The organism is uncultured Proteiniphilum sp., assembly GCF_937873925.1.
Lineage (GTDB): Bacteria > Bacteroidota > Bacteroidia > Bacteroidales > Dysgonomonadaceae > Proteiniphilum.
The window spans coordinates 1-13,168 of the sequence record NZ_CALNAT010000113.1 but is presented as its reverse complement, the minus strand read 5'-3'; the positions used below and the strand labels follow the sequence as shown (position 1 = coordinate 13,168).

The 13,168-nt window shown below is 43.8% G+C and carries 9 protein-coding genes; 7 read left to right on the top strand and 2 right to left on the bottom strand.

Going from position 1 to position 13,168, the window contains the following annotated elements; translation table 11 throughout:
- The 6 genes from Q0502_RS07555 to Q0502_RS07530 all read left to right on the top strand — a co-directional run.
- On the top strand, positions 1-550 hold a 550-nt coding region (locus Q0502_RS07555), incomplete at its 5' end, for a FecR domain-containing protein (RefSeq protein WP_298649176.1).
- Between the two features lie 250 nt (positions 551-800).
- Positions 801-4,181, top strand: a complete 3,381-nt coding sequence (locus Q0502_RS07550) for a TonB-dependent receptor (RefSeq protein ID WP_298649171.1) — start codon at positions 801-803, stop codon at positions 4,179-4,181.
- Positions 4,182-4,200: 19 nt separating this feature from the next.
- Positions 4,201-5,868 (top strand): RagB/SusD family nutrient uptake outer membrane protein, encoded by a 1,668-nt coding sequence (locus tag Q0502_RS07545; RefSeq protein ID WP_298649168.1) that lies wholly within the window; start codon positions 4,201-4,203, stop codon positions 5,866-5,868.
- Between the two features lie 371 nt (positions 5,869-6,239).
- Positions 6,240-7,838, top strand: coding sequence for a hypothetical protein (locus Q0502_RS07540; RefSeq protein ID WP_298649166.1), 1,599 nt, complete (start codon positions 6,240-6,242; stop codon positions 7,836-7,838).
- 56 nt (positions 7,839-7,894) lie between these two features.
- Entirely contained in the window at positions 7,895-9,679 is a 1,785-nt protein-coding gene (locus Q0502_RS07535; RefSeq protein ID WP_298649163.1) for a sugar-binding domain-containing protein, read from the top strand.
- Positions 9,680-9,694: 15 nt separating this feature from the next.
- Positions 9,695-11,128, top strand: coding sequence for a DUF3863 domain-containing protein (locus Q0502_RS07530; protein WP_298649161.1), 1,434 nt, complete (start codon positions 9,695-9,697; stop codon positions 11,126-11,128).
- Between the two features lie 39 nt (positions 11,129-11,167).
- Here Q0502_RS07530 and Q0502_RS07525 read toward each other — a convergent pair whose 3' ends face one another.
- On the bottom strand, positions 11,168-11,800 hold the full coding sequence (locus tag Q0502_RS07525) for a ribonuclease H family protein (RefSeq protein WP_298649158.1): 633 nt from the start codon (positions 11,798-11,800) through the stop codon (positions 11,168-11,170).
- Between the two features lie 11 nt (positions 11,801-11,811).
- The gene (locus Q0502_RS07520; protein WP_298649155.1) at positions 11,812-12,267 is read right to left on the bottom strand and encodes a hypothetical protein; all 456 of its coding nucleotides are present in this window, start codon (positions 12,265-12,267) and stop codon (positions 11,812-11,814) included.
- 388 nt (positions 12,268-12,655) lie between these two features.
- On the opposite strand from Q0502_RS07520, the gene Q0502_RS07515 reads away from it, so the two are divergent.
- On the top strand, positions 12,656-13,168 hold a 513-nt coding region (locus Q0502_RS07515), incomplete at its 3' end, for a C1 family peptidase (RefSeq protein ID WP_298649153.1).

The window sequence follows — 13,168 nt, the reverse complement described above, 5'->3', positions numbered from 1 at the left end:
GGTGGTTTATCCCAATCGTTTCATGGGCGATACACGGGAAATTTATGTAAACGGTGAAGTGTTTTTGGATGTTACTCATAATGAAAAACAACCTTTCATCGTCAGAACAAGCGAAATCGCGGTTCGTGTGCTGGGCACAAAATTCAATGTGCAGGCCTATGAAGAAGATGCCGGAACACAAGTCGTGCTCGCTTCGGGGGCGGTACAAATAACCTCAAATGAAAATTCTAAGAAAATCGATTTGACGCCCTCACAAATGTACGATAACAAAGCGGGGCAGACCTCCGTAATACGAGTGGATGTTGATAAATATATTTCTTGGGTGCAAGGTATTCTGTATGCAGAAGATGAACGGCTGGATGTCTTGATGACCAAACTTTCGCGTTATTATGGTGAAGAAATCCTGTTCGATGAAGGACTTGCAAATCAGAAATGTACGGGAAAAGTTGATTTGAAAAACGACCTTGGAGAAGTACTTAACGGACTTACTTTCTCTTTCCGGATCAAAGTGGAACAAGAGAATGGAACGTATAGAGTGAGTACGAAGTAAGAAGAGAATTGTCAAAAATATTTTTGACTATGAGTTTAATAAGTTGAGTATAAACATGAAAAAATAAAAAACCCATGGAAGATTCAGGATAAGGACTAAACAAAAAGATCGGACAACGTCGCCAAACACCATCCGATCCAGTGATTAAAAAGTAAACTATAGTATATCACCTTTAAATCAAGACAAATATATGACAAAAAAAATTAGCAATCTCCTAAAAATCGCTAATACTCAAAAAACTTTTAAAATCATGAAGCTCGTCGCACTATTCCTTATCTTAGGAATAAGCATCAGTTATGCAGGCAACAGTTATTCCCAGGTTACTACTTTAAGCCTGAAAATGAAGAACAAAACTGTGCGTGAAGTTTTTAATGAGATAGAGAAAAGCAGCGAATATATTTTCCTCTACAATCGTGAAACTCTCGATCCAGATCGAGTAGTGTCGATTAGTGTGGAAAAGGAAACGATAAGTGAAGTGCTGGATAAACTGTTTGCCGGAACCAACAACATTTACAAAGTATCCGACAGGCAGGTTTATATTTCAAAATCGCCACAACAGGAGACGGTCAGGGAAGTGATTCAGCAGCAGAGGAGGCAGATCTCAGGAAAAGTGACGGATGAGAACGGCGAGCCGGTAATAGGTGCTAATATTATGGAGAAAGGCACAACCAACGGTACCGTAACGGATATTGACGGGAATTTTACATTGCAAGTTCCGGAAAATACCGTGCTACAGGTTTCTTATATTGGATATTTGACGATTGAAGAACCTGTCGGAAACCGGCAAATGGTGAATATTTCGATGAAAGAGGATGTGCAGGTGATGGATGAGGTAGTGGTAATTGGCTATGGAACAGTAAAAAGAGCCAACCTGGGAGGTGCCGTAGCCACGGCTGACTCAAAGGTATTTCAATCGCGTCCGGTACAAAATGCTTCGAGTGCGCTTATGGGCGAGATCCCGGGCCTGACGATAATACGCCAGGGCGGTGATCCGACCAACCAAGAGATTGTTATGCGTATTCGTGACCGTTCTTCCGTCAACGGGGGCTCTCCACTGATCCTGATCGATGGGGCAGAAGGAGACCTGAGTACGATAAATCCTGCCGATATAGAGAATATATCTGTCTTGAAAGATGGAACGGCAGCTATTTACGGAGCGCGTGCCGCCGACGGCGTGGTGCTGGTCACAACGAAAAATGCGAACAGGAATCAAAAGCTGAAAGTAACTTTCGATGCGTCTTATTCGATAAAGACTCCTGCATTGTTGAGAAAGCCCGCAAATCTTTTACAGCATGCCGAAATGGCGCTCGAGATCACCGATGGTTCGTTCCGTACAGAATATACGGAAGCGGAGTTGGAGAAAATACGACAGGGCAGCGATGAGGTGATACTTCCGGGGACTCCGTGGGGACGATGGAACAACCTCGAACCAAAGTTCTACAAGAATCAGGACTGGAACGAGATGATGATAGGGAACGGAAGTCTTCAAAACTATAATGTAGGTATTTCCGGTGGCGGAGACAGATACACATATCTGATCTCGTTGGGTCACCAGAGGGAAAACGGGTTACTTAATTACGGAAAGGATTTGAACCAGCGTTACTATGTACGTTTGAAATCAAATGTGGAAATAGCAAAAAACCTGAACTACGATATCAATGTGTCGTATGATGCGGTTGATAGGGACTATTCTTCGGCTATCAACAAGGATCTGGGACAAAGCGTGTGGGAACTGATATACAAGACACGTACCTGGACTCCCATGTATAATCCGGCAGGGAGGTTCTACACGTTCGAGGGATTTGTCAATCCCGCCCAAGCATTGGTGGAGGGCGGTGAAACAGAGAGAGTATCGGGTAATTTCACATTCAACAACTCGCTGACCTGGAAGATAGTGGACGGACTGAACCTTATCGGACGGGCCACAATACGAAAGAGCGATGCCGATGAATATAGAGTGATGAAGGGTATTTACTACAACAACTGGCTCGATGAAAATTCAGGGAAGAATAGATTCCCGAACAGCGCCGAACGCAATTACTCCAAAACCCTCTCCAAAAACTTTACTCTCTATGCAGAGTACAAGAAAATGTTCGGAGAGAAGCACGATCTCGGCATAATGTTTGGTACCTCTCACGAATCTGCCGACTATGACAAATTCTGGGCAAAGCGTATCAATTTCGACCAGCAGGAACACATGCCGGTCAATTTGGGCAGTCCACAGGATCAGGATGCTTCAAGTCAGGGTAATGCGTGGACCATCAACTCTTTCTTCTCGAGGCTCAATTACGGATTTGTGGGTAAGTATTTCATCGAAGCCACACTACGCGGCGACGGATCTTCCCGGTTTGCTTCGGATTCACGTTGGGGATATTTTCCGGGAGTGAGCGCGACATGGCGAATAGGTGATGAACAGTGGATAAAATCGTTGGGCATCTTCGATGATCTTAAATTCAGGGCTTCCTGGGGAGAAATGGGAAATCAGTCGGGTATAGGTTATTATGATTATATTTCATTGATAAATATCAGCACTGATTACTATCCGTTCGGAACCAACACAAAAGGACAGATGGCTAAACAGTCTAATTTAGTCTCCTCTTCGCGTACATGGGAGACTGTCGTTTCGACAAACGTAGGCGTGGACTTCAGTTTCCTCAAAGACAGACTCTATGGATCGTTCGATTACTTCTGGAAAAATAACGATAATATGTTGATCCCTGTGACTTATCCTTCCGTATTAGGAATCTCTGCTCCCTCGACCAACAGTGGAAAACTGGAAATTCATGGCTGGGAGGCTATTCTGGGATGGAGAGACCGGATCGGTGATTTCAGATATTCGATCAGTGCGAACGTAAGCGATGCCCAAAACAAGGTGGTTAGCAGGATAGGAACCTCCATTATCAGCAAGGGAAACAACGCAACACCCGTCGGTTATCCGATGGATTCGTGGTTCGGTTATGTGTTCGATGGTATCATCCAGAACGAACAGGAACTTGCCGAATACAAAGCCCGTTTTCCCAACAGCGGAGTCATACAAGACAGGAGAATACAAGTTGGCGATGCAAAATACAAAGACCTGAACGACGACGGCAACCTGACGGCGTTTGCCGATGGAGAAGGAGATATGGTTTATCTGGGCAATACCAACCCGCGATACAACTTCGGTGTGAACATCAGAATGGAATGGAAAGGATTCGACTTAGGTATGTTCTTCCAGGGGGTGGGCAAGCGCATCATGTTCCTTCAGGAAGAGAATAGAATGCCGTTTGCTGCCGAGTGGTACCAGTCTCCGGAATTCTGGTATGGAAAGACGTGGACTGCCGAGAGAACAAATGCCAAATATCCTGCGATATCGAACGACGGCACCAGAAAGAACTACAACTATGATACATCTACCAATACGGTGTTTAATGCGGCTTATGTAAGGATGAAGAACCTGCAATTGGGATACACCATTCCTAAAGGAATCACTCAAAAAGCGAAACTGGAAAGGATTCGTGTGTATTTTAGCGGTGAGGATCTGTTCGAGTTTCATAATACACCCGGCGGTTGGGATCCCGAAGAAGGAGGTACTTACAGGGAATATCCGTTCGCCCGTAATTACTCGGTGGGTCTTAATTTTGTTTTCTAACCTTATAAAATATACAATTATGAAGAAAATAATATCAGCAGTTTCAATACTCTGTATAATACTGACGACAATACCGGGTTGTCAGGATATAGATTTACTTCCAAAAGAAAACTTGAGCGATCCTCAATTTTGGAAAACCCCGTCTGACTTCCAGAAAGCGGCAAATCGCCTCTACAGCAGAATGGAAAGTTTCAATACGGACGACAACGAGAGTGATATCGCGTTCGGCGGAGGTGCGAACAGCGTAAGTAGCGGCACCTATATCGCTCCTAACGCCGAAACCGGCAACTGGAATGACCGTTTCACTGATCTGCGTGACTGTAATCAAATCATCGAAAAGGCCGGGTCATACGTCGGTGATGCCGCGGGGATCGAAGTTTATGTCGCCGAAGCCCGTTTTTTCAGGGCATACACTTTCTGGCGTTTGATGAAAAGGTATAATGACGTTCCACTCATTACTGCAACATTGAATGTAGATTCACCGGAACTGTACGGCACGAGGAATTCCCAGGCGACAATAGAGGACTTCATCCTCTCAGAATTGGAGGCAATCTGGTCGAAATTACCGTTGCAAAAAAATGTTGCAGCGGCCGATAAGGGACGCATCACTCAGGGAGCAGCGTTGGCTCTGAAGGCGAGAGTCGCACTCTTTGCCGGCACATGGGCCAAGTATCACGGCCATCGCGACGATTATGCGCAACTATTGAATCAAGCTATAGTTGCCGCCGAAGCAGTGAGAGAGAGCGGTGAATATTCCATCTGGGAAGGTATGGGTGATGAAAGTTACCGCTACCTGTTTATTGAGGAAGGGGACGATAATTCCGAATCAATCCTTGCTAACCGTTATGCTGCGGAAATACGGATGCATGGGACATCTCACGTGGCCTACTGGGGCGACAGAAGTTCTCCCACGAAGAAGTTGGCCGACATGTATCTTTGCAAGAGCACCGGCTTGCCTATAACAGCCCCAAACTCCGGATTCGAAGGCTATGCAAAGATGGAAGACGAGTTTAAAAATCGTGATCCCCGCATGACCCAGACATTCCTGATGCCTGGAGTAACTTTCCTGAATCCCCAGGATGCCGCATTGGTCAATTCTCCTCTGTTCAATTCCCGCCCCAATACGAAGACGGGATATAAACTCTGGAAATTTATTGGAGAGGCCCGAACTGTAAATGAGCAGACGACTTATGATTGTCACATTATTCGCTATCCTGAGGTGCTACTTGTTCTGGCGGAAGCTACGTTCGAAAAGGACGGCGCAATTAGCGATGAAATACTGAACAACACGATCAATGTGATCCGTTCGCGTAAGGGTATCGAGATGCCTCCTCTTACGAATGCGTTCGTCTCTGCAAACGGTCTTGACATGCGGACCGAAATTCGTCGCGAACGTACGGTAGAGCTCTGTTTTGAAGGTTTCAGGCGGGATGACCTGAGGCGCTGGAAAACTGCGGAAACGGAGTTGGTACAAGCTATTAAAGGGTTTAAATATACCGGTACAGAGTATGAAGAGGAAGGGGTTTTGAGTGCCACAGAAGCTGCAAATGTGGATGCGGATGGCTTTTATATTATAGAGCCTGCAGCGAACCGCAAATTTGTTGCACCCAAGAATTATTACTATTCCTTACCTTTGGATGAAACCAAACTCAATCCGAATTTATTGCCAAATAATCCGGGCTGGTGATAAAAGGAACATTTTCGTTAAGCGAGAGCAAAGTGAATTTATTTACTTTGCCGAGCGCAGAAAATGTCTAATTAATTGAACCTCTAATATCCCCCTATATTTGGGGGATATTAGAATCCGGCAGATTGATACACTCTCCTATTTGCCGGAAATTATCTTACTTTCATTAATTAAAAAAACAAAATCTTCATAACGGCTCTGTATATCTTTGCCAATATTATAATTACCTGGGATGATATCCCCGTATGTATTTTGCAACTATGTGAAACTAACTAATTTGTATGAACTTGAAAAAAGTAACAGTAATAGTATTATTCCTAAGTACGATATGCATGGGTTGCACCAGCAAATCAAATCAAGATGTTTCAGATGTGTATATATCGGATGCTCCGAGGATCATTAACATCATCAATTTTATCCGTCAGACGGATTATCGTGTGGAAGACTCGGACCGGCTGTTGTTTGAAACTGTACAGGAACAAATTAAGCTGGTGAACAAATATCATTTTCCGGCAACTTTCCTTTTTCAATATGACGCCTTGATCAACCCTCAATACCAGGAGTTAATGAAAAAAGAGCTTCCAGCTAATTGTGAGTTGGGTGCATGGTGGGAAATTACACAACCGCATGTGGAAGCTGCCGGAATTAAATGGCGGGGCGAACATTCATGGGTCTCGCATGCGAATATCGCTTTTACGACCGGATATACTTCCCGGGAGAGGGAGCAATTGGTGGATGTATACATGACAAAGTTCAAAGAAATATATGGTTACTATCCAAAATCCATTGGGTCATGGTTTATTGATTCGTATACACTGGCATATATGTACGAAAAATACGGAATCGTAGCCTCATGTAATTGTAAGGATCAAATCGGAACAGATGGTTATACCCTTTGGGGAGGCTATTGGAACCAGGCATATTATCCCAGTCGTACCAATGCATATATGCCTGCACAAACAGAAGAAGCACAGATCCCTGTGCCTATATTCCGTATGCTGGGCAGTGATCCGATTTATCAGTACGATATAGGATTAGGAAGAAGAAGACAAGGCGTTATTTCGCTTGAACCGGTGTATAAGGAGTCGGGTATGAATAAAGAATGGGTAGAGTACTTCCTGGAATCTATCGTAGATCAGCCTTGTCTGGTATTTAATTATGCACAGGCAGGACAGGAGAATTCTTTTACCTGGAAAGCTATGCAAAAAGGACTCGAAATGCAATTCCCTCTGTTTGATTCTTTAAGGATTGCCGGTAAAATCAAGCTGGAGACACTGGAAACATCCGGGAAATGGTTTAAAGAGCAATTTAAGCATACTCCTCCAACAGCAGTCACGACACTTACTGATATTCGTAATGAAGGTCGAAAGAGTGTCTGGTTTAACAGCCGCTATTATCGCACGAATTTGCTGTGGGAAGGTAAATCATTCCGTTTCCGTGATATCCATCTGTTTGATGAAAAATTCAAATCACCCTATTATGATAAGGCAGGAGAAGGTAATCAGTTTTTCTATTTCACACTTCCTGTGGTGGACGGATTTATATGGAGTACATCAGATGAAAGAGCCGGTTTACGTATTATGAAAGTTGACAAAAATAAGAGCCGATCAGAAATTCTGTTTAAAGATCCTGTTGTGAAGGAAATCAGTAAAGATGTTTTGCAAGTAAGTTGTAAAGACGAAAATGAGAATACGTTCAACATTATTTTTTATGAAGACCGGTTCGAAGTATCATGTGAGCCACAGGAAAAAGGCTTGAACTGGATACTTGAACTTACGACAGCGAACGATGTGGAATTGCCATTCCTCTCATTTGAAACGAAGAAAATAAATGCTACATTCCGTGGTTTTGATTATACAATTATGTGTGAAAAGGGTTCCATTGAAGGAGGAAACTCATCAGACGAATTTGTTTTCCGGTTAATACCTTCCGGAAACAGGCTGGTTGTGGGTTGTAAGAATGTCCTATAAAAGAATTACAGATGAAAAAGCCAAAGTATATATATTGGATATACTGTCTGATTTTAATGGCTGGAGTATCTGAATTGAGATCTCAGAGTTCAGAATCCTTTACTTTACCTACACCATGGACTGAGAAAGCAATCCAGGCAGAAATCCCTTTACCTGAATATCCGCGCCCTCAAATGGTGCGGTCGAAATGGTTGAATCTGAACGGTATGTGGGATTATATGGGTGGTGAAGAATTGATAAATCCCGCATCGGCTACTATTGTCCCGGAATTTCCAGTGAATCTCGAGAGAATACGTGTGCCATTTCCTCCTGAGTCGGAACTATCCGGAATAGGACGTAACCAAGAGATAAATCTCTGGTATCGACGGAAGTTTACGATTCCCCATGATTGGAATAATAAAAAAGTCCTACTGCATTTTGGGGCTGTAGACCATATTGCAACGATTTTTATGAATGGAAAAAAAGTAGGTACACACACAGGCGGATATGATGCCTTTACATTTGATATTACCGATTTTTTGGAAGCGGGAGAAAATATCCTTATCGTAGGAGCTCATGATCCAAACGACGGTAAATCGGCTTGCGGAAAAAATGGTGCCCGGGGCGACTACACGTTTACTTCCGGTATTTGGCAAACAGTCTGGCTGGAACCGGTGGAAGAACAATATATATCACGGATCAAATTGGTTCCCGATTTAAACAATAATCGCCTGAAAGTTACAGTCTATAGCGATGCGCCAGACTATAATGTGCTGGCAATTGTCCAAGACAATGGAAAAGAAATAGCCACAGCGAAAGGAACAACGAACAAGGCGTTTTGTATTCCGATTGAAAATCCCCGTTTATGGCGCCCTGACGATCCTTTCTTGTATGATTTAAAATTGGAGTTGCAAGATTGTCAGGAAAAAGTAACGGATAAAGTGGACTCTTATTTCGGAATGCGTTCCATCTCGATTGGGAAAATCGATGGCGTTAACCGTGTACTGCTGAATGGGAGATTTATTTTCCAGATTGGCCTTTTAGACCAAGGCTACTGGCCCGACGGCATATTTACAGCTCCCACGGATAAGGCTTTGTTATATGATATAGCACTTGCCAAACAGGCGGGGTTTAATATGATACGCAAACACATCAAAGTAGAATCCCAACGTTGGTATTATCATTGTGACCGTTTGGGTTTGCTCGTATGGCAGGATATGCCCAATTTATGGGAACCGGACGATGTGGATTCCATTGCTGTCCGGACCCAGTTCCGGCAGGAATTGAAAATAATGATCGACCAACATATGAATGCACCGTCTATTGTGACGTGGATTCCTTTCAATGAAAACTGGGGAGCTTTTGATGTAACCGATATTACGGATTGGACAAAAAAATATGATTCAAGTCGTTTAGTAAACGGTAATTCAGGATACAATAACGCACCGGCTTACCGGCCGGCATACGGAGATCCGGGTAATGGAGATTTTGTAGACCTGCATCATTATGGCAAGATAGAAATAAAAGCAATGCCCCGGCCGGATAATAAACGGGCTGCCTCACTGGGTGAGTTTGGAGGAAAAGGCTTGTTCATACGGGAGCATTTATGGCCTGTACCCAACAACGCTTATGAAATAATGCTGAATAAAGAGAGCTTGACGGATACCTACATTTTAATGCTCAACGAACTGGAACAAATGGTAAGATATTACGGACTAAGCGCTGCCGTATATACGCAGACTACGGACGTGGAGCATGAGATAAACGGCTTGGTTACTTACGACCGTCAGGTACAAAAGATGGATTTGAGTAAAGTGAAACAAATAAATGAAGCTGTAATATACAGTACAAAAGAAAAATAATAAAGATACGCTCCCATGAAAAAAATTCTATTGTCATTCATAATAATATCGGCTTACACGGTTTTTTCATATTCCAAAGAACCGGACATTTCAACAACCCAGGTTCCCTTGACTTTAAATGGGAATCGGTTCGTGACACTTTGTATCATGATACGTACCACTCCGTGGGAAGTTTCGCGGGATGTAAAACTTCATCCCCGCAACGAAGCAGACTGGCATACGCTCGATGGGGTACGTTCGTTGCGGGAATCCTTTGCCAAAAACAATCCTGATGGCCGTTTAACATGGGGATTCACAATGAATGCACTGGAAGATGAACGTGAAAATTACCAGCAAATACGCCAGTATGTAGTAGAGTGCCAAAGAAAATATGGAGATGAGGTGACTTATTTCCCCGGATATTTCCCCGCGATGTATCTACCGCGAGAAAGAGTGAATCGCGAAATATCGGAAGCACTCCGGATCATTACCGAATTAGTGGGTGACGGTTATCGACCGCAATCAATCATGGGGGGCTTCTTGTCTGCCGACAACTTACAATATCTGGCAGAGAAAGAAAATATCCATGTAGCCCATGCTGTTATTTGGAGCCAACATAATATCGACGGAGGTGGTGCAGACGGTTCTCCTTCTTATCCCTTTTATCCTTCTACCGAACATTTCTGTAAACCGGCACAAGGGAAAAGTGATTTTATTGATTGTGTCAATCTGGATGGGTGGACCATGGACTTTATCTGTGCGCGTCGTAGCGGACAAACAGGACACGGGATTGAAGGATACAATAGCCGCAGGGGAGTAGGTCCGATTGAAACTTATAAAGGTTGGGGACTCGACCTTGGCCATCGGGAAGTAATGCATACTCAGTCCATTCACTTTGATAAAGGGTTTGAATTGAATGGTTTCGGATGGGTAACCAATATCTGGGAAGCACAAATGGTACATGAATTTGGGAAAGACTTGATCTGCGACGCAATGGAAATGTGGGTCACAGACACAAAAAAACGGTGGCCTGATACGCATTTTGTAACTTTCGGTGAGTTTGGCACGATCTGGCGGAATCAATATAAATCGAATGATGATTGGAATTACCGGTTTGAAGAACGGGGTTCCGGGCTGGGAGATTCATATAACAACCTCGAAATTAAATGGTTTATGAATAAAGAATTTCGTTTGGCCCTCTTACGTGACTGGCATAAAAAAGGTTCGCCAACCTATGTGATTGATTTCACCCGGTATGACTTGAAGGCTCAGGAGCCTGCCGATCCCTCTCCTGATAAACCATCCAAAGATTGGAGCTTAATGAACGTATTGAATCAAAAGGGATTACGGCCTCAGGATACTCCCCGGCAATTATATGAATTAAAAAAAGATGAACAGAAACTTATTGGTAAATATTATCCGGAATTATTTCAGGAAGATACTATTTCCGCGGATCAAAAGTTCAAATGATATGCGCAAGCATTGGATTATGAAGGGGGATCCCGAATGTCATTTCCTCCCGAAATCGGCAGGGTTCTCACCCCACAGTTTTGTTTCCCATTTCAGGATCGGATTGGTGTAACTGTGGGATCGAAGCCAAATCTCTGCACGTTCAATCAGGTCAAAGATTGGTTTGTTTACCACAGTCTGTACCAGCTTGGTATTGCATTTTTTATTTGTCACCCATTTAATGGCATTTACGCTGTCGGAATAGACGGGAATGATGCTTTTTTTCTTTTTCAGCAGTGCCAGTGCATGTACAATGGCAAGGAATTCGCCGATATTGTTCGTTCCCTCTTCCATGGGGCCGACATGAAAGATCTCCGTACTATCCGCCACAAATACGCCGCGGTATTCCATCAGGCCGGGATTCCCGCTACAGGCGGCATCTACGGCGATGCTTTCCGGTAAGAATTTTTCTGCCGGTTTGGGCGTGGTACCGGATTTTACTCTTATCCGGGGTTGATTGTTCAGGGATTTCCATGGATTTCCGGAGAAAGCCTTTTCAGCTTCCTCCTGGCTCGGAAACGATTTGTAGAGGGCGTTCTCAAAACCGGAAACCTGTGCCTTACAATCTTCCCATGAACTGTAGACTCCCGGTTTTACTCCCTTCCAAACGGCATAGAACTTCTTTCGCGCCATCAACCTCCTCCTTACATCGATTCAAGGATATAGGGAGTTAATTCCTCTTCCAGTTCCGGATTGTCGGGTTTCTCCTTTATCATGACGATGCTGTCCACGATAAATTTAGTATATCCCCGCCAGGGTAACGCGCCGAAATATTCCTTGTAATGTAACTGTACATTCTTGCCGCCCGACACCATCAGTCGCTTTGCAATTTCCTCGTCTTCTACCGAGAAATCAAACTGATTCGACTGTAAACCACCGGGTTTGTCGGCGCGGAAACCCGACTGGATCAGTTTCCCCTCATAAGTTTTAAAGATGACCCCCTTGTAGACCAGGTAGTTCAGTTCTCCCGATTTCACCCCTGTTCCAAATACATAATAGTAACGTACATACACAAAAATCCCGAGGGCAAGTATCAATATTCCGAAGAACCATCTCAGTCCCTTGCGGCTTCTTCTCCTTTTAGGCTGTAAATCATCCATATCAAAATAATTTATTTGAGGTCGTAAAGATACCTCTTTTTTGACTTTTTATAGAAATAGCCGCGTAAAAAACAGCAGAAATTCCCCGATTTGCGTTATATTTGTGCTTCGCACGTTACTCAGCCTGGCTGTTATTTGCTTGCTACACGCGTTATTCGGCTAAGCCATTATTCAACTCTGTTGTTATTCGGCTTCGCCGTTATTCGCGCTTTGCACGTTATTCATTCATGGCGTTCGTATTATTGCGGAAAAACCATTGAATGTTTTCGATAAGCGGGTACAGAGGCAAAACTTGGTTTGACTACGTCGAGCGCAGAAAACATCTCAATTTACGAAGTAAATTTGAATAACTATCGACTAACTACTAAATAACAATATAAATATCATTATGAACAGATTGATTGCGGTCTTTATTTTTCTTTTGGCGGTAGTAACCATTTCGGCGCAGAGAGCATATAACTTCTCGGTCATAAAGAAGAATCCCATTACGCCGGTAAAGAATCAGGCCAGTTCGGGAACCTGCTGGAGTTTCTCGGGTGTGGGAATGTTGGAATCGGAACTGATCCGTATGGGCAAAGGGGAGTTTGATCTCTCAGAAATGTATATTGTACGCAGAAACTATGAAGATAAGGCGCAAAAATATGCCCGTCTGCATGGTAACCTCAATTTTGCAGCAGGGGGGTCTTTTGCCGATGTGGTAGAAACAATCAATGAATATGGAATAATACCGGAGGATGCTTACCGGGGACTCCACTACGGGACCGAAACACATGATCACAGCGAACTGGATAAGGTGTTGAAAGGGTATATGGATGGGATTATCAGTGCACGAGGCCTGTCCCCCGTCTGGTTCGACGGATTTTCGGGGATACTGGACACTTATCTCGGCCCCCTGCCGGAA